This window comes from uncultured Nitratireductor sp. (genome assembly GCF_913053745.1).
Lineage (GTDB): Bacteria > Pseudomonadota > Alphaproteobacteria > Rhizobiales > Rhizobiaceae > Nitratireductor.
In genome coordinates this window covers 1-25,784 of sequence record NZ_CAJXGF010000024.1, presented here as the reverse complement: position 1 = coordinate 25,784, position 25,784 = coordinate 1, and the positions used below count along the sequence as shown (strand labels likewise).

At 60.0% G+C, this 25,784-nt stretch carries 18 protein-coding genes, 1 pseudogene and 1 riboswitch; of the genes and pseudogenes, 10 read left to right on the top strand and 9 right to left on the bottom strand.

Translation table 11 applies throughout. From position 1 onward, the window contains the following. The first annotated feature begins 2 nt into the window (after positions 1-2). The 5 genes from pseF (at position 3) to QZ638_RS06125 (ending at position 5,489) form a co-directional block, all read left to right on the top strand. On the top strand, positions 3-698 hold the full coding sequence (pseF, locus tag QZ638_RS06145; RefSeq protein ID WP_295808093.1) for a pseudaminic acid cytidylyltransferase: 696 nt from the start codon (positions 3-5) through the stop codon (positions 696-698). Then, positions 695-1,774, top strand: coding sequence for a UDP-2,4-diacetamido-2,4,6-trideoxy-beta-L-altropyranose hydrolase (pseG, locus tag QZ638_RS06140; RefSeq protein WP_295808091.1), 1,080 nt, complete (start codon positions 695-697; stop codon positions 1,772-1,774). The genes pseF and pseG overlap by 4 nt, the downstream gene beginning before the upstream one ends. Next, positions 1,771-2,814 carry a pseudaminic acid synthase gene (gene pseI / locus QZ638_RS06135; RefSeq protein WP_295808089.1) on the top strand — a complete coding sequence of 348 codons (1,044 nt, stop codon included), beginning with the start codon at positions 1,771-1,773 and terminating at the stop codon, positions 2,812-2,814. Before pseG ends, pseI begins: the two co-directional genes overlap by 4 nt. 13 nt (positions 2,815-2,827) lie before the next feature. Further along, a complete protein-coding gene (locus tag QZ638_RS06130; protein ID WP_295808085.1) occupies positions 2,828-3,619 on the top strand; it encodes a hypothetical protein in 792 nt (263 codons plus the stop codon). A 145-nt stretch (positions 3,620-3,764) separates the two neighbouring features. After that, positions 3,765-5,489, top strand: coding sequence for a hypothetical protein (locus tag QZ638_RS06125; protein ID WP_295808083.1), 1,725 nt, complete (start codon positions 3,765-3,767; stop codon positions 5,487-5,489). A gap of 117 nt (positions 5,490-5,606) precedes the next feature. On the opposite strand, the gene QZ638_RS06120 is transcribed toward QZ638_RS06125, so the two are convergent. After that, positions 5,607-6,359 (bottom strand): ATP-binding cassette domain-containing protein, encoded by a 753-nt coding sequence (locus QZ638_RS06120; protein ID WP_295808081.1) that lies wholly within the window; start codon positions 6,357-6,359, stop codon positions 5,607-5,609. Continuing rightward, the gene (locus QZ638_RS06115) at positions 6,356-7,087 is read right to left on the bottom strand and encodes an ABC transporter permease (RefSeq protein WP_295808079.1); all 732 of its coding nucleotides are present in this window, start codon (positions 7,085-7,087) and stop codon (positions 6,356-6,358) included. Before QZ638_RS06115 ends, QZ638_RS06120 begins: the two co-directional genes overlap by 4 nt. Before the next feature lie 156 nt (positions 7,088-7,243). Between QZ638_RS06115 and QZ638_RS06110 the strand changes: the two genes are divergently transcribed. Beyond that, positions 7,244-8,515: a glycosyltransferase family 4 protein gene (locus tag QZ638_RS06110; RefSeq protein WP_295808076.1), complete on the top strand. Its 1,272-nt coding sequence runs from the start codon at positions 7,244-7,246 to the stop codon at positions 8,513-8,515. Between the two features lie 77 nt (positions 8,516-8,592). Here the strand turns inward: QZ638_RS06110 and QZ638_RS06105 are convergent, their stop codons facing one another. Then, on the bottom strand, positions 8,593-9,930 hold the full coding sequence (locus QZ638_RS06105; RefSeq protein ID WP_295808074.1) for a UDP-glucose/GDP-mannose dehydrogenase family protein: 1,338 nt from the start codon (positions 9,928-9,930) through the stop codon (positions 8,593-8,595). 284 nt (positions 9,931-10,214) lie between these two features. Continuing rightward, a riboswitch (cobalamin riboswitch) is annotated at positions 10,215-10,405 on the top strand. Positions 10,406-10,534: 129 nt separating this feature from the next. Here QZ638_RS06105 and QZ638_RS06100 point away from each other — a divergent pair. Genes QZ638_RS06100 through QZ638_RS06090 form a run of 3 tightly spaced genes read left to right on the top strand, consistent with a single transcriptional unit; the run spans position 10,535 to position 13,500 of the window. After that, complete coding sequence (locus QZ638_RS06100; RefSeq protein WP_295808072.1) at positions 10,535-11,569, top strand: ABC transporter substrate-binding protein; 1,035 nt, start codon at positions 10,535-10,537, stop codon at positions 11,567-11,569. Between the two features lie 27 nt (positions 11,570-11,596). Next, positions 11,597-12,718: an iron ABC transporter permease gene (locus QZ638_RS06095; RefSeq protein WP_295808070.1), complete on the top strand. Its 1,122-nt coding sequence runs from the start codon at positions 11,597-11,599 to the stop codon at positions 12,716-12,718. Continuing rightward, positions 12,715-13,500: an ABC transporter ATP-binding protein gene (locus tag QZ638_RS06090; protein ID WP_295808068.1), complete on the top strand. Its 786-nt coding sequence runs from the start codon at positions 12,715-12,717 to the stop codon at positions 13,498-13,500. Before QZ638_RS06095 ends, QZ638_RS06090 begins: the two co-directional genes overlap by 4 nt. A 154-nt stretch (positions 13,501-13,654) precedes the next feature. On the opposite strand, the gene QZ638_RS06085 is transcribed toward QZ638_RS06090, so the two are convergent. The 4 genes from QZ638_RS06085 to QZ638_RS06070 form a co-directional block, all read right to left on the bottom strand. Beyond that, positions 13,655-14,671 (bottom strand): Mur ligase family protein, encoded by a 1,017-nt coding sequence (locus QZ638_RS06085; RefSeq protein WP_295808066.1) that lies wholly within the window; start codon positions 14,669-14,671, stop codon positions 13,655-13,657. 2,105 nt (positions 14,672-16,776) lie between these two features. Then, on the bottom strand, positions 16,777-17,946 hold the full coding sequence (locus tag QZ638_RS06080) for an HlyD family type I secretion periplasmic adaptor subunit (RefSeq protein ID WP_295808116.1): 1,170 nt from the start codon (positions 17,944-17,946) through the stop codon (positions 16,777-16,779). A gap of 26 nt (positions 17,947-17,972) precedes the next feature. Then, the gene (locus tag QZ638_RS06075; RefSeq protein ID WP_295808065.1) at positions 17,973-20,171 is read right to left on the bottom strand and encodes a type I secretion system permease/ATPase; all 2,199 of its coding nucleotides are present in this window, start codon (positions 20,169-20,171) and stop codon (positions 17,973-17,975) included. A 74-nt stretch (positions 20,172-20,245) separates the two neighbouring features. Beyond that, positions 20,246-22,114, bottom strand: coding sequence for an Ig-like domain-containing protein (locus QZ638_RS06070; RefSeq protein ID WP_295808114.1), 1,869 nt, complete (start codon positions 22,112-22,114; stop codon positions 20,246-20,248). Between QZ638_RS06070 and QZ638_RS06065 the strand changes: the two genes are divergently transcribed. Then, entirely contained in the window at positions 22,079-23,254 is a 1,176-nt protein-coding gene (locus tag QZ638_RS06065; protein WP_295808118.1) for a hypothetical protein, read from the top strand. The genes QZ638_RS06070 and QZ638_RS06065 overlap by 36 nt on opposite strands. On the opposite strand, the pseudogene QZ638_RS06060 reads toward QZ638_RS06065, so the two are convergent. Both QZ638_RS06060 and QZ638_RS06055 read right to left on the bottom strand, forming a co-directional pair. After that, positions 23,210-23,344: pseudogene (locus QZ638_RS06060) on the bottom strand (hypothetical protein); the annotation flags it as partial. The gene QZ638_RS06065 and the pseudogene QZ638_RS06060 overlap by 45 nt on opposite strands. Positions 23,345-23,849: 505 nt before the next feature. Then, positions 23,850-25,286, bottom strand: coding sequence for a TolC family outer membrane protein (locus QZ638_RS06055; protein ID WP_295808062.1), 1,437 nt, complete (start codon positions 25,284-25,286; stop codon positions 23,850-23,852). Between the last annotated feature and the right edge of the window lie 498 nt (positions 25,287-25,784).

Below are 25,784 nucleotides of genomic sequence, written 5' to 3'. Positions count from 1 at the left end.
GCATGCGTCCAGTCGTTGTCATACCGGCTCGGGGCGGGTCCAAGCGTATCCCCAGAAAGAACATCCGCTCTTTCCACGGCGTCCCGATGATACAGCGTGCCATCGACCTGGCGATCGCCGCCGATATCGGGGCCGACGTCGTCGTTTCAACCGATGACGAGGAGATCGCCTCTTTGGCGTTGGCCGCCGGCGCATCTGTGCCCTTTTCCAGGCCGGCCGCGCTGGCCGACGATCATGCCGGAACCACTCCGGTCGTCGCTCATGCGGTGGAGGAGATGGAACTGTCCGACGAGGTTCCGGTTTGCTGCCTTTATGCCACCGTGCCGTTGTTGCGAGCGGAGCGTTTGCGCCAAGGCTTCGAGCGCTTGCAGGCAGAAACAACGATTGAATTCGTGTTCGCTGCGCAGCAATTCGATACCGCACCCCAACGTGCTCTTCGCCGCGACGCGGATGGAGAGATTTCTCCATTTCTGCCGGAGTTCGCCGAACAGAGAACTCAGGATATGGAGCCCCTGTATCACGATGCGGGACAGTTTTACTGGGCACGCGCCGCGACCTGGCGCGCACAGCGGCATCCTTTCAGATCGCGTAGTTTGATGGTCGTTCTGGACCGTTCGGAAGTCTGCGATATCGACACCGAGGATGATTGGGTGGTTGCCGAGGCGCTGTATTCGGCCAGGCAAAAGAGCGGCGCATGAAACTGGCTTTCCGCGTCGACGCGTCGGTGGAGATCGGTCTTGGGCACGCAATGCGGTGTCTGGCGCTCGCGGATGAAGCGCAAAGGGCGGGTTTCCGGTCTGTTTTCCTGCACCGCCAGATGCCGTCGAAGATTCGAAATCAACTCGCAGAACATGGACACGAAACCATTGCATTGCCGGAAGCCGCACCGACCGGCGCCACGGGGTACGCATCCTGGTTGCGGGTCGATCAGAAAACCGACGCCGATGACGTCGTAAGGGCGTTGGAAGCATTCGGCGGAGCCGATTGGCTGGTGTGCGATCACTATGGGATCGATGCCGAATGGGAGGCGGTCGTCCGCCGACAAGTGGAGCATATTGCCGTCATCGATGATCTGGCCAATCGCCCGCATCTATGCAGCGTGGTTATCGATACCAACGGCTATGACGATTTCGAGACGCGTTACGACGGGCTGATACCAGCTCAAGCGGCGCGGCTTCTCGGGCCGGAATACGCCATCCTGCGTGGCGAATTTCGCCATCTGCGGGCACAACCAGCGCCGCAGCGAGAGGAAGGCTCGTTGCTTGTGTCGATCGGCGGCGCGGACCTGCCCAATTACACCAGAAACGTGCTCAATGCGCTCGACCGTCTGCCCGCTTTCAACCAGGTCGACGTCGTCATTGGAGCGGTGCATCCGGATATAGAGGGCATTCGCGCGAAATGCGCAGCGCACGGCTATCGGCTGCATGTGCAAACTCCGAGACTGGCAGAACTGATGTTGCAAGCCTCCATGAGCGTGGGGGCGGGCGGTACATCGACGGCCGAGCGAATGTGCCTTGGATTGCCGAGCCTTGTGCTCGTGGTTGCTGAAAACCAGAGGCAACTGGTTGCCGAAGCCGGTCGGCGTGGCGATATATTTGCGCCGGATATTGCGCCGGACAACGAGGCCCAGATTGCGCAGAGTGTCGAAAGGTTGCGGACCGATCCGTCTTTGCGGCACCATCTGGCCAAACGTGGGCAGGCCCTTGTAGACGGCCTGGGAGCGTCACGGATCGTGGAGGCTCTGAAAACATCCCGAAAGGACGTTGGAGCATGAGAAATTTCAAGATCGGAAACAGCGAGATCGGGCGGGGGTGCAAGCCGTTCATCATTGCGGAAATGTCGGGAAACCACAATCAGAGCCTCGAGCGCGCCTTGGAGTTGGTGGATGCTGCCGGTGCTGCCGGCGCGGATGCCGTAAAGCTTCAGACCTACACCGCAGATACGATGACGCTGGACATCGATGCGGGCGATTTCGTTCTCGACGGCGGTCTTTGGGATGGCCGGTCTCTGTATGAACTTTATCAGGAAGCCCATACGCCCTGGGAATGGCATGGCCCGATATTCGACAGATGCCGGGAGCACGGCATGGTTGGTTTCTCCTCCGCCTTCGATCTGTCCTCGGTGGATTTTCTCGAAACGCTCGACGTTCCCGCCTACAAGATCGCCTCCCTGGAGTTGATCGACACCGAATTGATCGCCAAGGCCGCATCGACCGGGAAACCCCTGATCATGTCGACGGGCATGGCGACGATGGCGGAGATCGACGAAGCGGTTCGAACCGCGCGGGATAACGGTTGCGAGGACCTGGTTCTGTTGCGCTGCACGTCCGCTTATCCCGCGGACCCGGCCGACGCGAACATCGCCTCGCTTCCGGTGCTCGCGAACGCTTTCGGGTGTCAGGCGGGCCTGTCGGACCATACGATGGGAACGCATTTGCCGGTTGCCGCGGTTGCGCTGGGGGCCACGGTGATTGAAAAGCATTTTACGTTGCGCCGCGCCGATGGCGGGGTGGACAGCGCTTTCTCGCTCGAACCCGAGGAGCTCAAGCTGCTGTGCGAACACACGCGGGATGCGGCAGCGGCGATCGGAACGCCGCGCTTCGGAAGTATGCCTGCGGAGCGGATTTCCAAAGAGAATCGCCGATCGCTTTACATCACCCAGGACATCAAGGCTGGGGACAAGTTGACCGAGGACAATCTCAAATCGATCCGTCCTGGGCATGGCCTGCCCGTGAAGTATCGCAAAAACCTGATCGGCCGTACCGTCACCAAGGATATCAAGCGCGGCACACCGATGTCCTGGGAGTTGCTCTAACAGGGGCGGTTGAATGCTGAAGGCTGTCCAGCGCATCCTGGCACTGCGTGGCGATGAGAGGCACGCTGACGTCGACCCCATATCCATGCTCCCGGACCTGGACAAAACCATCGTGCGGGGAGATTTTCCCGCATTCGAACGCGCCGCCTCGTCGCTTTTCCTGGCACTCGACGAGGGTTTTAGCGCAGCCCTTGACGAGAAACCCAGCCGGGAGCGGTATGAAGCGTGGACCGCGGCTTTGGCGAAAGCCGCTTTAAGCGTTTCCCTTGCACGGGGGCTCTATTTCGAGGCCGAAGACCAGCGCGCTCGCGCCGGCGAATTGCTCTTGCAAACGATCGCGCTTCTGGAGAAGGCGCTTCATGCTTCATCGGTCGCTTTTGGCGCGCGCTGCGCATCGGCGAAAGATTGGTGGCTTATGCCGGAACGGGTGCAGCGACATCGCGAGAATCTGGGCCGCACGGCATCCACGCTCATGATGGCAACCGAACTCGAAGACGAGGCTTCCGCTTTGATGCGGGAGAGGCTGGTGGAGACGGTTCGCCAGGATTTCGATATGTTCACGCATGCCCTTGTCGCCCTGCCTTCCGATGAGACAACGAACAGTCCCGCACTGGCAAATGCACTGCGAGGACAAGAGCGCAGCCTCGCCGATCTTCTGGACGGCAAGGAAGGCAATGCGGTGGAAAACCCGCAACACATCGGTGTCGGACGAAAGCATGCCGAGACTGTTTTCGCCAATTGGTATCTGATGCGCGGCACCGTAGCGAAGATTGAGGATACCGGACTTGTATCGAAAAGCGCTTAAGGCCAGGCTTCGAAATTTCGTCCTGAAGCGTCTCCACATTGCGCGCGCCGGGCATTCCACCAGCTTGTTCATATGGCTTATAAAGGGATACAATCGGTTCCGTCCTTCGGCCCAAAGCGTTTCCGTACAGGTACACCTGCTTTACATGGCGAACCGATTGCCGGCTGCATTGAGCCTTAGCAAAGCCGGTCTTCTGAAATATTCAAACAGTCAGGCATTTCTGCTCAATGCGCTGAAAGTGGCGTGGCTGGCGCGGGATATGGATCTGGTTCGCACCCTTGCGCGCATGATCAGCACCCATCCCAGGGTAAGGCACGACTGTGCCCATTACCTTTTTCTGCGCAAGGGAGCGGATCCAGTGCTCGCCGACGCCGTCGACCGTATCTGCTTTCGCGTTCGGGCTCGTCTGGATGTAATGCAGTTGTATGAGGAACAGCATCCCGAGGCGGAAGACGACATTCGTATCCTCGACACTCTGGATGAAGGGCAGTTGGACGAAGCGACGCTTGTGCGCCTGTCCGAGGCGTTTCCCGGCAATTCAAGCCTCGTGCGAATGCGTGCGCTCGGAAAGGCGCGCGCAGGCGACTGGTTCGGCGCTTACGGAATCCTTGCGGCCGCGCTCGAAGCGGCGCCGGGGCAGGACGCCAAGTTCTTCGACATGATCGTGGAAGCCGCGCTCTATTTCGACGACGCGCCGGAAAAGGTGAAACATATCCTGGAGGTCAGAGCGAAGCACGGTGCGCGACAGGCCGGGTTCGACAAAAGCGCCGCGCTCGCACGCATGCTCGACGGTGATCTCGTCGATTATATCAGGTTGCGGGGCGCGCAACCGAGCAATCTCGTGGCGCGCAGAATCTATGGCAAGCGTGCCAGCGTGAGCATGGGGCTCGACGCAACGCCGTTTTCAGGACAATGCGAGAGCCTTTTCGTCATCGGCCGCGATGGCGTGGGCGACGAAGTGCGCTGGGCACAATATTATTCCGGTTTGACGCAGCACTACAAGAACGTCTCGATTTCGTGTGACCCGAGATTGACCGGCCTGTTCGAGCGGAGCTTTCCTTCCATGAATTTCTACCCGGTTTCCAGGAACTGGGGCAGAAACCTTGGACCCGAGGGGCGTGCAAAGCGTGACCGCGTGCCGGCCATGGACCTCGCCACGCGGCTCGACAACCCGTCCTTCGACAAATCGCTCTCCTGCGAAGAGGTCAGTTTTATCGAGGACATCGGAGTGAGAACCTGGCTTACGCAGGGGGGAGCCAGGCCGCAGATGCCGGAAAACGGCAATGCCGGATATTTGCAGCCGAACCCGGATCGGTCGGTATACTGGGCGGAACGCCTTTCCCGGCTGGTGCCGAACAGGCCCCGCATCGGCATCATATGGAGGTCAGGTCTTCAGGATGTCGAGCGGAACCAGCATTATCTCAGTATCGAGGATTTCAAACCGCTGACCGCGCTCCCGGTGTCGCTGATATCCATACAGCACAATGTGGAGCCCGCCGAGCGTCTGGCGGGGGAGGCGATTAATGTTCGCTTTTTCGACGGCGAGGTGGACTTCTACAACGATTTCGATGAGATTGCCGCGTTCACGGGCGCTCTGGATCTTGTCGTGGGAATCTCCACACTGCCCTACGAGTTGGCTGCTGCAGTCGGCACGCCCGCATGGCTGTGCGCGGTGTCTCCCCTGGGAAAATGGTGGTGCCTGGAAGACCCTCGCCGCAGCGGACCGGATCGGCGTACCCCCAACGGAAAAGTCTATATCCCCGCCATGGACAACGGATATCTTGCGGAGAAGCATGTCAGAGCCGGGAATATCATGGCGCAGATCGTATCCGATATAGAGCAGAATTATGGTCTGCGCTCGGTAACTTAAAAGGCCGACACTCGTGTTTGGCGGGCGCCACCAAGGGGAAAGCCTGTTGGCCACATGGTTCCGAACAAATTGTAGCGAACCGGCGCGTTTGTCGTGCAAATCACCGGGACGTCCCGCTCAAGCCTTGGTGTTCATCCACTTCTTGTAGTCTGCATAAACGTCTGCCACCGGTCCCATCGCTTTAATTTCTCCACGGTCGAGCCAGAGCAGTGTTGTCGTCCAATCTTCCAGGATGCGTTGGGAGTGGCTGGCCATAATGAGGATCGACGAGGACTCGATGAGATCGGATTGCAGTTTGGAAACCGTCTTGTTGACCGAGGCGTCGGCGGCGCTGATCCATTCGTCCATAATCAGGATGTCGCCGCGCACCAGGCGCATCAGGCTCATCACCAGTCGCGAACGCATGCCCGCCGAATAGGATCGAATGGGCAGCTCGAAATAACCACCCAGTCCGGACAGTTCCTTGACCTCTTCGGTGGCAGCGGCAATCTTGGATTGCGGTGTGCCCATATAAAGGCATTTGAGCTCGGTGTTGCGTCGGCCCGAAAGGTTGGGCTTGATGCCGGACCCCAGCGCGAATTGCGGACTGACCATCCCTTTGATTTCGATGGAACCGGACTGGATGGCCAAGGCGCCAGCACAGACTTTCAACAGTGTCGATTTGCCCGAGCCGTTGATGCCGATCAGCCCGACCCGGTCGCCTGTTTTCAGGGAGAGCGAGATGTTTCTGAGCGCGGCAATCTCGAGATAGCGCTTGCCGACCACGATCTGTGCGCCCACGCTGCCTTTCTCGGAGGCCTTGTCGGACGTGCCGACCTTGCGCATGAAATAGCTTACCGAGGCGTTCTCGATCTCGATGCTTGCGCTCATTTAATGTTCCTCACAAAATTCTGCGAGTAGACAAAGGTAATATATCCGGCCACGCAAAGACCGAGCGAAACGAGCGCACTGCTGATCCAGGAAGCCGGCTGCAATGGCAGAATGCCGAAAACCTGTCTCGTTATGTCCATATAATAGGACACCGGGTTGTACTGAACGAGCAAGGTGCGGATATCGGTTCTGTCGGTGGCCACCCAGAAAACGGGCGATGCAAAAAACATGAAGCGGGTCCCTGTCTTCACCAGAGTCGACAGATCAGGGAAGAAGATGGTGACGGCGTTTACCAGATAGCTGACGGCAAGCGATGTCGGCACGATTATCGCGACGAAGGGGATGAACAGGGCCAGGTTCAGGTCGACGTTCCCGGGACTCAACAGCACAATCACGGCAACGAGCAGCGCAAGATTGATGCCGTATTCGAACAGGCGATCCATGAGGAGCTTGCCGAAAAGTCCCGCCAGTGTGAGATTGTTATGAATGGCGAATTCGAGCTGTCTCTGGACGATGTCGGTGCTGGTAATAATCGAGGCCTGAATGAACTGCCAAAGAATATAGCCCGACAGCACGTAGAGAAAAAATTCGGTGATCGTCATGGCATCGGAATGTCGGAACACGAGAGCCAGCATTCCTGTGAAAAGCAGCGTGGAAACGGGAAGCCATAGAAGGCCGAGCCTCGTGCCTTGATAATTGGACTTGGCTTCGAGATAGCTGATGTGCATAAACCGCACAAATTTAGAGAGAAATGGCCGAATCTGGTGCCACAAGTTCATTGTTGTCCAACTGCCAGAGATCGCATCGCAGGGTGATTAACGCCATCGCATGAGAAACGCAAACCGTTGTAAACCCGTAATGACGTCAAAATCCGGCATTGCTGCATGAAAATCTGGCTTGTCCGGGATCTCGAACCCATTCCAACCGACCCGGGCACACGGCGACTGATGCGCATGGGGATGCTGGCGCAGTCCCTGGCGCGCCTTGGGCACAGCACCCGCTGGATCACCTCCAGTTTCGATCACTATCAGAAACGCCAGCGCTCTCCGCGAAGCCAGGAATTCACGGCGGAAACCGATCTCACAATCACGGTGCTGCCGGGGCCGGGCTACAAGCGCAATATCGGTCTTGCCCGCATCCGGCACAATCGCACTTTTGCGCGCTCGTTTCTGCGCTTTGCCAGAACAAGCGCGGAGCGTCCGGACGTTATCGTGACGGACATCCCAACGACCGAAGCCGCTGCGGCGGCGATTGCATTCGGCAAGGAATGCGGCGTCCCCACCGTGCTTTCGATTCGCGACCTTTGGCCGGATTTTTTCGGCGATTACCTGCCAGTCGCTCTGCGCCCGCTGGCGCGGCTTGCACTTGTTCCTCTCGAGCGTCAGGTTCGTTTTGCCTGCGCGAATGCCACGTCCCTCATCGGCATTTCTCCCGGCTATCTTCAATGGGGCATCGACAAGGGAGGGCGCGCGCCCAGTCCCATCGACAAAATGTTCCCCCTGGGCTATGCGCCGCGCCCGATCGCGGACGAGGCGACCACGAACGCATTCCTCCAGCGAACCGGCATCCGACCGGAGGCGAAGGTCGTCTCTTTCGTCGGTTCGTGGGGGCATACCTACGATTTGCCCCTGGTGCTCGAAGCGGCGCGTCTGCTTGCGGATCGCAGCGATATCCAGTTCGTTATCGCCGGCGAGGGGGTGCAATCCGAACAGCTTCGCCCGCGTTTCGCCGCGCTTCCAAACGTCGTCTTGACGGATTGGATCGACGCCGAAGAAATCGGCATTGTCTTGCGGCGTTCCGAGGCGGGGTTGCTGCCTTATCATTCCGCTGCCCCGCAGGGATGGCCGAACAAAGTGTTCGAATATCTCGCTTACGGCACTTACCAGATAGCAACCATCGAAGGTGAACTGGCGAGGTTGTACCAGGAAACGGGTGGCGGCGTGGCACTGGGAAGCCATGACCCGGAGGCTCTCGCTCATGCCATCGTGCAGGCACTAGACAATCCCGCTCTCGCGCTGAACAGGGGCGGCAGAATAGACGAATTCGAGAAACGCTTCAGCTCCCATGCGATCTATGCGGCCATGTCGGATCATATTACCCGGGTTGCGGAATTTGCAGTCGAAGGTGCCAGTTCAGGAAGCCGGCTTACACAGTAATTGAGGTGTCGCCTCGGGACTTCAGCGCTCGATTTTCGATCCTGATGCTTGTCATCCGATTGTGCGGCCTTGCGCAATCACACCGGGGCCGGGCGGCCGATTGAATGGAGCGTTATCTTGTTCCTTCTGGCACCGGAGGGGCTGAATATGTTTCTTCCGTCAAAAACGACTTTGGCGGAGAGTTCCGAGGCCATCAATTCAAAGTTTGGGGATTGAAACACCCTCCATTCCGTCATCACGACAAGGGCATCGGCACCTTTGAGGGCGTCCTCCTGCGAGGCGGCCAGATAGAGATCGGGACGGTCTGAATATATCCGGCGGCACTCGTTCATCGCCTTCGGGTCGTAGGCGCGAACCCGGGCTCCGGCGGACCAGAGGGCTTCCATCACCGTACGCGAGGGCGCCTCCCTCATATCGTCGGTGTTGGGTTTGAAAGAAAGTCCCCAGATGGCGAATGTCATGCCGTTTATATCGCCATTGAAGTGGCTCATTATTTTTTTGAACATGACGTTTTTCTGCTTTTCGTTCCGTTCTTCCACGGAACGAAGGAGAACAGGGTCGAAAATTTCGGGATCGGCCATCCTGATCAATGCCCTGACATCTTTGGGGAAGCATGACCCGCCGTATCCTGCACCGGGATAAATGAAGTGATAGCCAATCCGGGGATCCGACCCTATGCCCTGACGTACTTTCTCGATGTCGGCGCCGAGTTGTTCTGCAAGACCGGAAACTTCATTCATGAAGCTGATCTTCGTCGCGAGCATGCAGTTCGCAGCATATTTTGTCAGCTCCGAACTCTTTACATCCATCACTATGATTTTTTCATGGTTCCGGTTGAAGGGCCCATACAGTTCCCGAAGCAATGTCTCGGTCTCGATATCTCCTTCCTCGATACCGAGCACGATCCGGTCGGGCTTCATACTGTCGGCGATGGCCGACCCTTCTTTCAGGAATTCCGGATTGGAAGCGACGGCGAACCCGGTCTCACTGGATCGCTCGCGAAGCCCGGTCGCGATGATCTCACGCACTTTGTCCGCCGTCCCCACGGGCACCGTGGATTTTACAACGATGAGCTTTGGGCCTTCCATATGCTGCCCGATGGTGCGCGCAACCGAGAGTACATGACGGATGTCTGCCGAACCGTCCTCTTCGGGAGGTGTGCCGACCGCTATGAACAGGATGCGCCCGTGCTCCACCCCCTCCCGGGCACTGGTTGTGAAGGAAAGCCGTTCGGCGCGCTGGTTCTCCCCAACCAGGCGTTCCAGCCCAGGCTCATAGATCGACACCTGTCCCTGCCGCAGCCGCGCGATTTTTTCCTCATCGATATCAACGCAAACCACTTCATTTCCGGCTTCGGCAAGGACAGTCGCGTGAACCAGTCCGACATATCCCGTTCCAAATACGGTAACTCTCATAATCCCTCCTGAAAGGATCGAATTGACCTGGGCTGACCTGAGCCCGGCTTCTCTCGCGCTTGTTCTGCGAGTCCTTGCGGCATTTGTGGCTTTATGCGGCCCGTATTTCCAGCCCGATTTTTACAAGTCGCCCGGGCCGCGCGACACGCTCTCTCCGGAAGGCGGCGAATATGGGGTGTTTTGCGACAGGATAAAGCATAACTCGATACAGCGATCGAGCGCCCCAAACGCAGGATAATTCTCGCGATGACCGGAAAACCGGTGGCCTTGTGTCCCTGATCCAGCTAAGGGTTGTGCGCCACGGTTCCGCTACGGCGGATGAAACGGGAACGCAGGACGGGTTCGTCCCAATCTGCGGCTGCCCTCGCAACTGTAGGCGGCAAGTTCGGTATCGATCCACTGGTTGCGACCGGGAAGGGATATGCGAACGTCCGAGCCGCGAGCCAGGAGACCGGCCTTGGCGCAAACGCAATTGTCGGCGAGGTGTCCGGCAAGAGGGTAGCGACGGCCGGTCACGCGGGAGAGCGAAATCTCCATTTCGCATACGGTCGATGCGGACACTCTTTCATGCACCTTCCGGCGCACCGTGTCGATCGAGGTGATCATGTTATTCAAGTCCGTTCTCGGCGCCGCCCTTGTCGCGCTGACACTTTCCCAGCCCGCTTTCGCCGAAACCATCACCGACGATGTCGGACGTCAGGTCGAGGTCGATCTGCCCGTCGAGCGCGCGGTGATCTTCAACCGCTACTCGGTCGAATTCGCCCGCGCGATCGGGGCCATAGAAAAGGTGGTCGGCACCGGCGCCAGCACCTATCGCGACCCCGACTACTGGCCGGAATTCGGGCCCGACGATGTGGTGGGGCAGGGGCAGAGCGAACCCAATTACGAGGCCATCGTTGCCAAGAATCCGGATCTCGTCATCCTGCCGCGCAACGGCGTTTACGAGGAGGCGGCGCGCCAGCTCGAACCGTTCGGCATCCCGGTTCTGGTCGTCACCTCCTGGGACACGCTCAAGCATGTCGAGAACGTCAAGCTGATGGGCAAGCTCTTCGGTCGTGAAGAGCGGGCGGCCGATCTCGTTGCCTATTATGAGGATTACAACGCGCTTCTGGCCGAGCGGCTCGAAGGCGTCGAACCGGTGTCGGTTTATCTGGAGGAAAAGCGCCCTCTGGTGACGGTCACGCCCGGATCGGGCTGGCATGACATGATCGAGGCCGGTGGCGGCAAGAACGTTTTTGGCGAAATCGTTATCGAGGACGAGCCGGCCGCGCGCGGAAATCCAAACGCCTTCACCATCGATCCCGAGGAACTCGTCGGACGCGCGCCGGCGCTGATCGTCAAGCTGGAACCCGGCTCCTACACGTCTATCCCAAAGGAGCAGTATAAGACGACCTGGGACGGACTGATGACGCGTGAAGACATCCGCGCCACGCCGGCGGCAGAGGCGAAGAACGTCCACGTCATCAACTACTATCTCGCCGGCGGCTCGTCGAAGATCACCGGCGCGCTGCAGATCGCCAAATGGGCGCATCCAGACCTGTTCAAGGATGTCGATCCGGAAGAGGCCATGCGCCGCTGGATCGAGGACTTCCAAGGTCTGCCCTATCAGCCGGGCATGACCTATCAGGGCGATTTTTGAGCGGCTTGACGTGACAGGACGGGGCAGATGACCGATGCGCTTGAAGCAGATGCCGGGGCGGTTAACGTCGCTTCGACCGAGAAAGGCAAAAGCCTCGGCGCCCGGTATCGGGATGGCGGACGGCGGCGCATTCTGCTCGTCGCCTTGTCGCTGGTGCTATTGCTGGCCGCCGCCGCTGCGGTCTCGGTGCGCGGCATCAACGACACGAGCATCGGAACGCTCGCTCTCGTCCTGCTGGAGCGGGCGAGCCTGGGTTATCTGCCGGTCTCGCCGGACGAACAGGCGGCACGGATTCTGATCCATCTGCGCTTGCCACGGGTGGTGATGGCGCTGGTGGCCGGCGCCGCACTGTCGGTTTCCGGTGTTCTCATGCAGGCCATCACCCGCAATCCGCTCGTCAGCCCCTATACGATCGGCGTCTCCTCGGCCGCCGGTTTCGGGGCGTCCGTCGCCATCATGTTCGGCATCGGTTTGCAGGCGGCGGGCGTCTACTTCGTTCCGCTGTCGGCGTTCGTCTGTGCGCTGCTTTGCGCATTCGGTGTGTTCTCGCTGAGTTGGTGGCGGGGAATGGGCGCACAGGCGATGATCCTCACGGGTATCGCGCTGATGTATCTGTTCAGCGCCTTGACCGCGGCAGTTCAGTTCGTGGCCACCGAAGAGCAACTGGCCCGCGTCGTTCACTGGACCTTCGGCAGCCTTAACGGTGTACAGTGGGACGCGGTCGGCCTGTGTGCCGCCGTACTGTTCGCTGTGCTCGTTCCCATTCAGGCCAGAGCGTGGCAGCTCAACGCGCTTACCGTCGCGGGCGACGATGTTGCGCGTTCGCTGGGGGTGGATGTGCGCCGCCTGCGCACCTTCGCCATTCTCTTTTCAGTGGTTGCCGCAGCCTCGGTCATCAGCTTTGTGGGCGTCATCGGTTTCGTCGGCCTGATCGGTCCGCATCTGGCACGCATGGTTATCGGCGGGGATCATCGGCTTCTGCTGCCCTTCGCGGCGATCTGCGGCGCGGCCCTTCTTCTGGCCGCCGATACGATCGGACGGCTCGCCTTCAGTCCGACTGTCCTGCCCGTGGGCATTGTCGTCGCGTTCGTGGGCGTTCCGGTCTTCCTGCACCTGATCGTGTCGCGCAGGCGGGAGGCTTTCGCATGAGCACGCTTGAAGCGCAAAATCTACGACAGGTGCTGAACGGCACCACCGTTCTCGACGGCATATCGCTTCGGGTGGGGCCCGGCGAGATTGTCGGCCTTGTCGGGCCGAATGGCGCCGGCAAGTCCACGCTGGTTCGGGCGATGCTCGGCCAGGCGCCGCCCGAAAGCGGGCGGGTAATGCTCGACGGACGCGATATCGGCGGCATGTCGGCAAGAGAGCGATCGCGGCTTGTGGCCTACGTTCCACAGCGCACGCCCGACGGCTTCCCCGTCAGCGTTTTCGATACGTGCCTGCTCGGGCGCACGCCCTATATGGGCATGAGCCCCGGCGCGCACGACATTGCATTGGTGGAGAGGATGCTCGAAAAGCTCAACCTTTCGAAGCTTGCTTTCCGCACGCTCGACGGGCTGAGCGGTGGCGAGCGCCAACGCGTGATACTCGCGCGCGCCCTGTCGCAACAGACGCCCCTTATCGTACTCGATGAACCGACGAGTGCGCTCGATATCGGCAATCAACTCTTCACCCTACGCTTTCTCGCCGCTCAGGCACGGGAGCGGGGCGTCGGCATTCTGGTGGCAATACACGATCTGGCACTGGCGGCGCGGTTCTCGACCCGAATTGTTCTGCTGCATAAGGGGAAACTCATCGCCGAGGGTCCATGGCGACACGCATTGACGCGGGAGACGATCCGGGCGACGTATGGAGTGAACGCGGAATTCGGTGAGCTCAACGGCGCGCCGGTGATCGCGCCGTTCGAGATGGAACGATCCGACGTGGCGTAATCTTTTCGTGCGTCCGGAGGCGGATTGGTTCGGTGCCCACATCGCCGACGACTGCCTCCAAAATGGCCGCGAGTCGCGGGCTCTCCGGCAGGACAATGCGCTCCGTCTCTTCTCAAGCATCGCTAGAGGATCCAGGCGTTCTCCACAACTTCGCTCAATTCCTGCAACTGTCCTTCATATCGGCCACCAGCGTGTGCAGTCTCGTGCTGTTCGATCCCTTCATCAAGACCATGTCGCCATCACGAAGATCGGCAAGGAAGACCTGCTTTATCTCTGCCAGCGACGCCGCATGGCATCCTTTGCGTGCATTCGGCAAGGAAGTCCAGAAGTCCTCGTACAGGGCGCCGAACACATGAACGCGATCGATGCCGTTGGCTTCGATCAAGGGAGCGAGTTCGGTGTGAAAACGTCTGGCCTCGGCGCCCAGTTCGGCCATCTCGCCCAGAACGGCGATGCGCCGCCCTTGACCGGCCCGGCTGCCGAGATTGGCAAAAGCGGCGGCCATGGAGGCCGGATTGGCATTATACGCATCGTCGATGAGGTCGAAGGTGCATCCGCCGACGGTGAGCCGATGTTCCTCGCCGCGCCCAGGAAGCGGAACGAAATCGGCCAGTTGCTGAAGAGCGGGCTCAAGCGGGTGCCCCAGCGCGGCAATGGCAGCGAGTGTGGCGAGGCTGTTGAGCGCCATATGCTTGCCGGCCGCTTTGAAAGCATACGTAACCGCCCGGCCGCCAATGCTGGCATGCACGCGCCGGTGTTGCGCATCGTAGTCGAGAAGCCGGTATTCGCAGTGCCCGGTGGTGCCATAGTGGACGATCTTCAATCCATGTTTCCGCGCCGCCGCGTGCACCACATCCCATTCCTGCATATCGCGGTTCAGGATTGCCACGCCGCCCGGCGCCATGCCCTGAAATATCGCGCTCTTCGTTGTTGCGATGTCGCGGGGCGTGGTGGTCTCGTTGAGATGGGCCGGCGCGATGTTGGTAAAAATGGCTATGTCAGCCCTCGCCATGCGCGCGCTCTGCCCCATGCGTCCGACAGCCACTTCGAGAACCACATGGTCGGTGTCCGGGGGGATGGAGGCAAGATTCCAAGCGACACCATGGGGAAGATTGGCGTTGTGCGCGCTCTGTGCGACGCTCCCATAGGGCTCCAGCGCATGCGAAAGCATTGCGACGGATGTCGTCTTGCCGGCACTGCCGGTGACAGCGAGAAGCTTGCCACTCATGCATTGGCGCGCATAGCGGCCCAGGGCGAGGACTGCTGCGCCGGTGTCGTTCACGGAGAGAACGGGAACACCGGCCGGGACCGGCGCTTGCGGTAATGAGCGCCGCGGGGGGAGGTTTCATGCCGGAAATCACGCCTGCCGGAATCCCCCTGGTTTCCCGGTCGCGCCTCATGACGACCATCTGGCCGGACTTACGCGTGGATGCGTGAATGCATAGCCCCTCGGCGGTCCAGCCGTCTTCGGGCGGAACCGCCCACGCGCCGCGCGTCGCTTCCAGAACCGTGAATCGATTCCATATGGCGGCGCCCGGTGCGCGCACGGGCGACCGTCCAGCCGATGCCGGTCGTGCATGCCGTTTCGCCAGCGCCTGGAAGTCGGCGCGCTGTTCGAGATAATTCCGATACGCGACAAAACCGGACAGGTAGTGCTCCACATCGTCGATGCGCACCCGGAATGCGTGATGGCGGATGAAGAAGCTGCCCACCACTCTTTCGGGAACACGAAAGAACATGGCGGTTTCCGGCCAGAAGAACCCGTTCAGCAGATAGCGGGCGCGAAACTCGAGCGCTTCGCTGAAGGCGGTAAGATCCACCTTGCTCAGAAGATGCGTCATCTGTGGCATCTCACCGATCCGACTGATCAATTCGCGCGCAGCCATCATCAATTCGAGTAGCGTGGGAAAGGTCGTTATGCGCTGGCGCACGAAATCCAGATGACCCGAGACGTTTTGCAGGCCAAACGCGAAATAGCGTTCCTCCGGCCGATGGCGCGTCAGTTCGTTGACACAATAGCCGAGCCAGTGATCGTGATGGCGCCAGTAGCGTTCGGCGATAAAATGATCGAACGCCTTCTCGACCACGGCCAGCCAGCGGGAATCTCCGGTGATTTCGTAGAGCCGCATCAGTCCGAATGCGGCTTCGCCTTCGTAATAAATGGTGCGGAATGCCGTTTTCACCTCAAGCGAAGGATAGCGCAGGACATGCGTGAACGCCCCGGTGTCCTGATTCTGCATATGGACGATGCCGAGCGCGAGCTTGTCCATCAACGGCAGATGCGAGCGGTCGCCGGTCGCGGTCGTAAACTTGCTGAGTGCCAGCAGGGCGACGGCATTGCCGCCCAATTTTATCTCTTCGCCGACATCCACCAGAAACGCTGCCCGCCGACCGTCCGGCAGGGCGGCTTCGCGGATGAGTTCACGCGTCATGCGGGCAAGGGAACGGTCTATCGCCGCCCTCAACGTCGTATCGCGCGTCATTTCCCATGCTTCGATCATGGCATAGGTGGTGCTGGCATGGCGCAATGTGTTGTAGGCGTCGATGCGACGGTCGAAACAGGGATGGAAACCGTAAACGAATGCCCCGTCCTCACCGACCTGCCGGGCGAGATAACCGGAGGACGAACGCACCAGGTGCTCTACCAAGGGTGCATCGAGCGCGTCGACGTGCCGCCGTCCGGTGTCAGGCCCGACCTCGTTCAAGAGGTGAAGCGTTCCGTCGACGTCGCGGAACACCCCCTTTGTGGAGAACACGAAAACCGATTGATCGTCGTTGAAGTCGGGCTTGGCGGAGCCAGGATATTTTGAGCCTGCATAGAGCGCAAAGTTCTTTTCGTTGACCACGGCATGCGCCACGCGGTTGCCGCCATAGAGCATCGCATTTGCGTTGAGCTCCTGCTCGAGGAAGGCGCGCTGAAAGCCGGAATCCAGCGCCAATCCGCACCGAAAGTAATTCCGCTTGGCTCGCGCAAGGCCTTGCCGCAGGCTTTTCCATGTCGCGGGCTCTGCGCGGTCCACCCAGTCGACGCGCAGCCACCGCCCTTCGAGCCCATCGCGCCGCATCACCCGGCGCAGCTCCGACAACCCCTTCTGCCAGGCGGCTTCCACATTGCTGCCCGTGGCGCTGACGACGCGGGCGCGCGTTTCACCGTCGGAGACGGAGAAGAACAGGATCACCGGCGGGAATGGCGCTTCAAGCGGCGCCATGCGCTGACGTACCATCCTTCTGATTTCGGAGAATCCGTCGAATTTTTCGTGTCGCATGATTGCCTGCCTAACGCTCTCGCAGCGCCTCACGCGCGCGGTTGAATGGCTTGACGAGATAGTCCAGAACCGTCTTGCTGCCGGTGTGAATATCGACCGTTGCAACCATGCCCGGCACGATGGGAAAGCGCTTGCCGGCCTTGTTCACCAGTGCGTCATCCTCGGTTTCGATGAAGACGCGGTAGTAGTATTTGTCCTTTTCCACCTCGTCCTGGATGGTGTCGGGCGAGATGGTCGTCACATCTCCCTCTATGTCTCCGTAGACAGCGTAATCATAGGCACTGATCTTCACGCTCGCCCGTTGCCCGGGATGAATGAAGGCGATGTCGCGGGGGGAAATCCGCGTCTCGATCAGCAATTGATCGTCGAGCGGTATGATGTCCATCAGCTTGCCATTGGGGGGAACAACACCCCCGATGGTGGTTACTTCGATGTTCTTGACGATGCCGCGTACCGGCGAACGATGGGTCAAGCGCGCAAGGCTGTCCGATCGGCCGCGAACAACCGGGGAAAGCGCGTTCATTTCGGCGTTGGCTTCGGTCAGTTCCTCGCGCGCGCGCACCAGATACTCGGAATTGACCTCCGCCTTCTTCAGTTCCAGTTCGGCGGCCTGGCGCTGAAGCCTGATGACTTCGACATTGCTGGCCGCGCCGATTGCCGAAAGCGACCTGTTGATTTCCAGTTCCTCGGTCACCAAAACAAGCGACTCCTCGATCCAGCGCAAGGATTCCCGCAACGACCGGCGCCGTGCCTCATAGAGTTCGCGCTCCGACCGGATCAATTCGGGGTGCTCCTGGAGCTCGGGGGGAAACTGGAGCGGTGTCCGGTTGACCTCCGCCTGCAGCCGTACGGACGCGGCCTGAGCGGCGCGATATTTCGCCGCGCTTTCCTCCACGTCGGATTCCTTTCTCGTGGGGTCGAGCTGCGCCAAAAGCTCGCCCGGCTCCACCACCTGGTCTTCACGCACGTGAAGCGTGGATAGAATGCCACCTTCGAACGACTCGATCGCCTGTTCCCGTTTGGTCGGGATGACGCGACCGCTGCCGGAGGAAACCTCGTCGAGGGTTGCGAAATAGGACCATACAAGCGCGGCCGCCAGCAGCAGGCACAGGACTCTTATGACACGTGTCGATCGGGACAGGCGCACATCGTCATGATCGCCATATTCCCAGCCCGACATTCCGTCTTTGTGCAGAAGGGCCATTGTCAGACCTCCCATCCGGCGACCTGACGGTTGCCTGGTGCATTGGCCGGAACGACCTTTTTGACGCCCTGCAGCACCTTCAAGGCGTCCTCCTTGCCATTGTCCAGCGCGACGCGACCGTTGTCGAAGACGACGATGCGCTCGACCAGTTCGAGAATGCGCATACGATGTGTGGCGATGACCACGGTGCGGTCCGCCGACCAATCGCGAAAACGCTTTATGAATTGGCGCTCGGTGGCCTCGTCCATTGCCGCGGTCGGTTCATCGAGGAGCACGATCGTCGGCTGCCTGATCAACAAGCGCGCAAGCAAGAGGGATTGGCGCTGCCCACCCGACAGCCCAAGCCCGCCTTCCTGCACGGGATGATCGAGCCCTTTTGGAAGGCGGCGTATAAAGTCGTCCGCACCCACCATGGCCAGCGCCTCGAACAATGCCTCCTGGGAAGCGTGGGGCGCTCCGATCGTGACATTGTCACGGATCGTGCCGTGAAACAGCCGTGCATTCTGCGTGAGAAGCCCGACATCACGCCGCACATCGGCGGGATCGATATGGCCAAGGGCAAGACTGTCGAGCGTCACCTCGCCCGAAAGCGGTTCGAGCATGCCCGACAGGGCCTGCAGAATGGTCGACTTGCCGGCACCGTTCTTGCCCAGCACCGCGATTTTCTCGCCGGCCGCGATGTTCAGTTCCTTCACCGTCAAGGCCGGTCTCGCGCTGAGATCACCATAGGTGAACACCGCTGTGCGCATGCGGTATGTGCCGCGCAGGGCCGCGGCCGACACGCGCACTTCGGCTTCGGGGTGGTCCACCGGCATTTCCATGATGGTGTTGAGGCTCTTCAGCCCGACCTTTGCCTGCTGGAGGCGCCCGAGCACCTGGTTCATCTGGGCCATAGGCGCCATCATGCGCGAACCGAGAATGGAACAGGCAACCAGCGCACCCGTTGTCATATCGCCGTTCATGACGATCGGAGCCCCGAAGAAAACGATGACGGCGAAGGTGCTGGTCTGGACCGTGTGGCTCCAGCCCGTCAGCGCACTGGTGATCGAACGCAGACGCAATTGCGCATCGGCCGCAATGGCGTTGAAGTGGTTCCAGCGCTGCTGAAAACGCTCCTCCGCCTGCAAGGCCTTTACATCCTCGATGCCCTGTACCGCTTCAACCAGCATGGCGTTGCGCAACGAGGCCTCGCGCATCGCCTCGCGTGCGCTGCCGCGGAGCTTTCCCTGTGCCATCACCCCCGGGACGATCAGGAGCAGAAGGGCGACAGCGGGGATGATCACCAGAGCGCCACCGATAAACCAGAAAATGCCGAGGAACAGCAGGAAGAACGGCAGGTCGGCGACTGCCGCCGCCGTCGTCGAGGTCAGCAATTCGCGCACCTGTTCCATATCGCGCAACTGGGCGATGAAGGTTCCCGTCGATGTCGGTCGGGCCTGGTTCTTCACCCGAAGCGCGTGGCCAAACAGAACATCCGACATGCGCAGGTCGACACGCTTGCCCACGACGTCGAGGATTCCCGTCCGCAGCCGCCGGATGATGAAATCGAAAAACACCGCGAGCAACACACCGGAGAACAGGACAAATAGGGTGTTCATCGAGTTCGCCGGAACCACACGGTCGTAGACCTGCATGGAGAAGATGATGCCGGCAAGCGCCAGCAGATTGGCGACCAGCGATGCCAGCATCACATGGGCATAGGGTCGCAAATCCCGCAGCGCGATACGGCGGAACCAATTCTTACGATATGGTGCGATGTAGGCGTCGACGCGCTCATCGGCCATCGCGCGTTCGGGACGGGCGAGCACCATCAGATTCGTTTCTGCCAACAAATCGTCCAGGGGAATGGTGGTCGACTGGCCGGCATCGCCGCTGAAGATCACGAACGCACAACGGTCGGCGCTGAGCGCGGCGACAACGCCCACAAGTCCGCTTTCAAGCTCTACCAGAACCGGCAGGCGCCAACTGTTGAGCGTGCGAAATCGCACAGGCTTTGCCCGCAAACCCAACTTCTTCGCAATCTTGACGATGCCCTCGGCTGCGTCTGGCGTTTCCAGAGACTGTGCCAATTGCCGGGCACCCTGCGCGGAAAACGGCACATTGTAGTGCCGCGCCACATGCTCCAGCGCTTCAATCCACGCCCAGAGGTCCGGGCCATTATGGCCGGGAACCTCTGCCTGCTCCAAATCGGGGCCCATCATGCGATCCCCTTCGGTTGGTCAATCGGTATGTTTTCGCGGCGCGACCATCCGGCCGCGCCACGGTATGCGTGGGGCTAAACGCTCGTCGAACCGGACCCATCCAGGTCATCGTCATTCACCAGATGCCCGAACGGATCGACAGGTTCATCGGCATTCTGCGTGTCGCCCGCGTCCGCGCCGGAACCGTTATCGGCGCTTTCACCCGTGGCGCCTTCGCCTTCGGTGTTCTGTGAAAGCCCATCGAGACCGTTCAACGACACTTCAGCATTGCTGCCGTCGTCGAGCAGACCGGCCATATCCCCGTCGCTGACGCCGGAGTTCTGAACGGATCCATCGTCTCCCTCGTCCGGGCCGTCGAGATTGTCGAGCCCGATCACATCCTCGCTGGCGGAAAATGATTCGATCGAAGCCACTGCGGCGAATGTGCCAGGCCCGGCACCCTGTTCGATATCGATGGTGAGCGTGGCTTCCGCCGTCGAACCGTTCGGATGCTCAAGCTGATAGGTGAAGACATCCGACTGGCCGATGGACGCCGTGTCCGGATCCGGCTCATAGATGTAGCTGCCATCGGCGAAGATCGTCAGCGTACCGTAGGTTCCGACGAGCTGCGTTCCCGCCTGCGGCGGTTCTTCATAGTTGATCCCATCGGGTGCGACCTTGAGAACCGTATAGGTGGACCCCAGCGTGTCGTCGTCGAGCACATTGCCCTGTGTCGAGACGCCGCCATCGGCGACAATCTGCGTCAGGTCGCTGTTTTCGAAGGTCACGTCAGTGGTAACCGTCACACCAACACCGATCCCACTATCGGAGACACCCAGACGATATTGGCCCGCCGACAGGTCGTTGACCGTCGCTTGAAGCGATTCACCGACGATGCCGATCACATCGATGAGTCCGGCCTCGCTGCTGTTGGCAATCTCCACCCAGGCGCCGTCGATGAACTGTTCCAGCGTAAATGCGATCGAGTCGAGCAGATTGAGCAGACTGGACGCACTCACCGAGATCGACAGATCGCTCTCGACCTGGTCGGCAACGGTGAACTCATAGCTTCCTTCGCCACTACCCACTATGTTGGTGTATTGGATGGCGCTGTCGACCTGCTGCGTGGTGACGACGTAGGTCGTGTCGATCCCGGCCGTTCCGGTGTCGTCCACCGCCGCCATATCGAGCGTGGCCGGCTGGGTCGGGTCAAGATCGTTCCAGACCAGGCCTTGTCCTTCACTGTCGATCTGCACATACAGCGTGGCTGTCGACGTGTTGCCGGTTTCGGGATCGTTCAGCGTGTAGGTGAACGCATCGACCTGGCCGATACCGTCGCCGGCAGCGTTGGGTGTATAGGTATAGCTGCCGTCGGGGTCGATGGTGAGCGTGCCGTAGGTGCCCACGATGGTGGTTCCCGGCCCGGCAACCGCCTCACCGTTTACCTGCGACACCACTGTTGTCGCCGTTACGTCGTCGACCTGCCCGTCATCATTCACGTCGGTGACGACATTGCCGGAAACCGGAACCGGATCGTAACCACCAATCTCGGTGAAGTCGAAATCTGTTCCCGACACCTGTAGGTCGCCGAGCACACCGACCCCGACACCATCGAAGGTCATAAAGGCGCGATACTGACCCGATTCGAGCAATTGCTCGACGCGATACTCGTTGCCACTCAGCAAGCCAAGCTCAAGAAGCGTCGCCTCGCCGGTGCCGTCGATACCGGTCCACTGCGTGCCATCCCATTTCTGAATGACCAGAGCATAGTCGCTGAGAACACCCAACGATGCCAGCGCGCTGTAATCGAAATCCGCTTCCAGCGTGTGGCCTTCTTCGACGCTGAAGCCGACGGTAGAGGTGCCGAGCACCTCGGCCTGGAGGTCCAGCGCCCCAATCGAAGCCAACGCCACATAGTTTGCACTGCCGTGATCGACGGTCGTCGAGGTCGGCAGGATGTTCACCTCGGTTCTGGCAAAATCGTCGAACGCCTGAATATCCGCATCGGCGTCGGCGTCGGCGTCGGCGTCGGCGTCGGCGTCAGCGTCGGCATCCGCGTCCGCATCGGCATCGGCATCTGCGTCTGCATCAGCATCCGCATCTGCATCAGCGTCTGCATCCGCATCAGCATCAGCGTCGGCATCGGCATCTGCATCGGCATCAGCGTCCGCGTCTGCATCAGCATCGGCATCCGCATCGGCATCAGCGTCCGCATCGGCGTCGGCATCTGCGTCGGCATCTGCGTCTGCATCGGCGTCTGCATCAGCATCAGCATCAGCATCAGCATCGGCATCGGCGTCCGCATCCGCATCGGCATCAGCGTCCGCGTCGGCATCTGCATCGGCGTCTGCATCAGCATCAGCATCGGCGTCCGCATCCGCATCGGCATCAGCGTCCGCATCGGCGTCGGCGTCTGCATCCGCGTCGGCATCTGCGTCTGCATCGGCGTCTGCATCAGCATCAGCATCGGCATCTGCATCCGCGTCGGCATCTGCGTCTGCATCTGCATCAGCATCGGCATCTGCATCCGCATCAGCGTCGGCATCTGCATCGGCGTCCGCGTCGGCATCGGCGTCAGCATCTGCATCCGCATCGGCATCGGCGTCCGCGTCTGCATCCGCGTCTGCATCGGCGTCGGCATCTGCGTCTGCATCCGCATCAGCGTCCGCGTCGGCATCGGCGTCCGCGTCTGCATCTGCATCGGCATCCGCATCAGCATCCGCATCCGCGTCCGCATCGGCATCGGCATCAGCGTCTGCATCACCATCATCGGCGCTCGATCCGCCACCGGAGAGCGCGGCACCACCGCCGGCCAGGAGCCCCATGGCGGCCAGGCCCATCAGCGAAGAACCACTCCCGCCGCCGCCGTCGCCAACGAGTTGGTCGACCGATTCTATCTCGGAAAACTGAAAATCGGCCAGCCCCTCGCCATGCTCCCCAAACCAGAGGTTCCCGTTTTCATCCTCAAGAACCAGATCACTTCGCTCACCGTCATTTCCGGCGTAGAAATTGGCAATTCGAATGATGTTGCCGTCGTGGAGCTGAAGCAGGAGATCGTCACCCTCACGCACAAAGCTTTCAACCGCGCGCGGAGGCAATTGTAATGTAACGACGCTTGGCGCATCGAGAACGATTGCTTCAAGCGGGACGGTTTTCTGATTTCCGGTGTCTTTGTCTGATATTACAGCAGCCACGAGGTCACCTTTACCGATGATGGGTTCTGAGGAACTCTCTCGTCAGAAGAAAATTTCTGACAAGAACATAGTAAAAACTCGAATTGCTCCACAAAGAAACAGTATTGCGTCTCTGTGTTTTAAAATGGTCCACAAAACCAAAAGATAGACAATACCAAAGGCTTGATTATCACAGTTTCCAAATGAAACTTTATTTTTTACAGTTTAAAATTATTCACCATAGCGTATAAAATTAGACTATTTGTTTTTTTCATAAAATTGAACTTATATAGCGAGATACCTTCAGAAGGAGATCGAACGGGCCTGGCCGATATACGCAGAGCCTGCCGGTAAAAAGCCCAGAACGCAGATTTCACAAGCGGTTGCGAGAAGTGCAGGCGGTATTCCGGGATTGTTGTGACCGCGGTGCGCCGATCATTTTTCCCGGACAGGCACCAGGCGTCGCCGGACTGCGAATATCAAAAGAGGGGCGGGCGGTTGGGCATTCCGTGAAGCAGTGGACCGATCAGAGCCGGACACCATGCAATTGCTCGCCCTCGAGGGAGAGATAACGGCGCAGCCGCCCCGTATCAAAAGCGCATTCCACGTTGAGTTTCTGCAGGTCGTAACGAATGTTGACGGCGTCGAAACGCGCGGCGTGAAATTCCTGATCCGCGTTCAGCAGATCCAGAAGGGTGCGGGTGCCGAGATCCAGATATTGCTTGCGGTAAAGGTCGCGGGTTTCCTTCATCATGGTTTCACGAGAGGTCAAAGACGCGAGCAATTGTCGGTAACTGGCGATTTGTCCCTTTGCGCCGAGCAGCTTGCCTTCAATCTCGACACGCACGCGTTCGCGTGCGGCCGCGGATGCGCGCAAAGCCAAATCGGCGGCCTGGCGACGAGCGGCCGTTTCACCGCCATTGTAGAGGCTGCCCTTCACGTTCAACCCGATATTGTATTCAGGATCGCTCTCGCCGATCTCCATGAGATCGGTCCCCACACCGGCCTCCAGCGATAGGGTGGGCAGCCCCTCTGCCTTGCTGAGATCGACCTGGGCGGTTGCCGCCGTGCGTTCGGCATCGGCTTGCATGATCGCAGGAATGCGCGACCAATCCGGGGGGGCGGCCGTGCATGCCTCTTCGAGCCATTCTGGAACAGAGCCCGACACCGAGGCCGATTGTGCGTCCCCGGTGGACCCGGTCAGGTTTCCGAGCTTGCTTTGCCAGCTCCGCGCCTGGGCGTTTATCTCGAGCCGCTTTGACTGTGCCGCCTGCACCCGCGACTCGGCCTGCAACTGGTCGGAACGTGTGCTCGCCCCTTTTTCAGTGCGAGCGCGAACGAGTTCCAGAATCGCGCCGGTGTCGCGAATCTGGTCCTGAGCGATCTTGCCGAGCGCCCGATTGCGCCGCACCTCGGTGACGGCCAAGGCGGTGTCGCGGATCAGTTCGTCCACTTGCAGCAAAACCTGTGATTTGCGCCCTTCGACCCCCGCCCGTTCGACCTTGACCTTGTTGTCGATCTTGCCGAAATCGTAGACCATTTGCGATGCGGAAAGATTGACTGTCGGTCGGTATCCGTTGCCGTCGACGTCGTTGTCGTAAGACGAGTTCACACCCCAGTTTACACGCGGCAGATAGCCGGCGCGCGCCTGCTCCACCATTTGATTCTGCTGATTCAGGCGCTCGATCGTTTCCGTCACGGAAGGGTGCCATTTCAGCGCCTTGCGGACCGCCGCTTCGATGCCCGACGAATCTTTCGCGCTGCGGGGTTTCGTCGAAAAGGGCGTGGCCGTGGGTGGGCCGGGGTCGCGCGCCCCCGCATCCTTCGCCACCTTTGGAGCCTCAGCCTGGGTCGTCGTCTCGACCGAACCTGTCGTCTCCATCGACGGCTTGCTCGCGCAACCGCAAAGCAGCGCAGTCAGCGCACAGCCGATTGCAAAAAACGATTGGTCGAGCCGACGCATCCACAACCCCGAACATTGCGAGCAAATACAAAACAGCTGCCAACGCGGAACTTGGAGGAGCGGTCTACGACCGATCACGGCAGGTATACAGCGCACACGTTGCGCCAGTTATGGTTAACCATTCGTTATCAAGACGAACGATGGGCGCTGTTGAATGCTTTTCGGTTAGCCTGACCCTGGGCGGAAGACGGTTTTCGTTCGGCATGATGTGGGCCCGGCACATAACAATGGGCATGGCCAGGTGGAATCTCCTAGCTTGATCGATCCGATTTTACTGGGTCTGCACGAGGATGGCGGCGTGGGTTTGCCTGAGCCTGGATCTGGAAAAACTCCTGGCCACGAGAGCCCGGCAATCGGGGCGGGGAAATTTGCACATCTCTGACGGAACCATCTACGGCGGTTCTTCAAGAGTGCGGAGCGCGAACGTTCGGAGTTCGGCGGCAATGTGGTCAAGCCGATCGCCGGCGTTCTGGCTGCGGGCAGAGACGGCACCAAGAT